Origin of the sequence: Delftia sp. CH05 (assembly GCF_009827015.1) — a bacterium.
Lineage (GTDB): Bacteria > Pseudomonadota > Gammaproteobacteria > Burkholderiales > Burkholderiaceae_C > Comamonas > Comamonas tsuruhatensis.
In genome coordinates this window covers 1-962 of record NZ_WUMG01000106.1, presented here as the reverse complement: position 1 = coordinate 962, position 962 = coordinate 1, and the positions used below count along the sequence as shown (strand labels likewise).

At 61.2% G+C, this 962-nt stretch carries 1 protein-coding gene; it reads left to right on the top strand.

What is annotated here, in order from left to right; genetic code table 11:
• On the top strand, nucleotides 1-942 hold a 942-nt coding region (locus GRX31_RS30390; RefSeq protein ID WP_160856261.1), incomplete at its 5' end, for a flagellin.
• Nucleotides 943-962: the final 20 nt, after the last annotated feature.

Sequence of the window (962 nt, the reverse complement as noted above, 5' to 3'; positions counted from 1 at the left end):
CTGGCACAGACGGCTGAAGGCGCGCTGGGCAAGGTCGGCGACATGCTGCAGCGCATGCGCGAGCTGGCGGTGCAGTCGTCCAACGCGACGAACAGCAAGAGCGACCGTGAGGCGCTGCAGTCGGAGCTGTCTCAACTGCGTGATGAAGTGGACCGTGTGGCCAAGACCACCACGTTCAATGGCCAGAAGCTGCTGGAAGGCAGCTTCACGGGTGGCGTGTTCCAGGTGGGTGCGAACTCTGGCGACAACATCAGCGTGGGCTCGTTGGGCAACGTGAAGGTCGACAGCCTGGGCAACTCTTCTTACGCGACGGGCACGGCTTCGTCCACAGCTATTTCCGCCACTACTGCGGATGTCCAAGTTTCCATTACGGGCAAGCTGGGTACGGTCACCACGTTCACGGCTGTTGCCGTTGATGCGAACTCCACGGACAAGGAGACTGTCGGCAAGGTCATTAACGCGATCAATGCCAAGACCGCTGATACCGGCGTGGTGGCCTACCTGAATGAAGATGGCAGTACCATTGATTTCCGCGCACAGGCTGACACCGATGGAACCGCAACCGGTGTCGCTTTGACCATCACTGGCGCTACAGCTACGTTCACTGCCATTTCGACCACTGAGGGCAAGGGCATCGACAAGGTGGACATCTCCACCCAGGCCGGCGCGTGGGAAGCCATGCAGCGTATCGACAACGCCATCGACAAGGTGAACACGGCGCGCGGCGACCTGGGCGCACTGCAGACCCGCTTCGAGAAGGCTGTGGAGAACATCGACATCCAGAACGAAAACATTTCCGCAGCGCGCAGCCGGATCACGGATGCCGACTTTGCCAAGGAAACGGCGAACCTGAGCCGTACGCAGATCCTGCAGCAGGCTGGTACGGCGATGGTGGCCCAGGCCAACCAGCTGCCCCAGCAGGTGCTGAGCCTGCTGCGTTGATGGAGGAGCTTGCTGGCGCC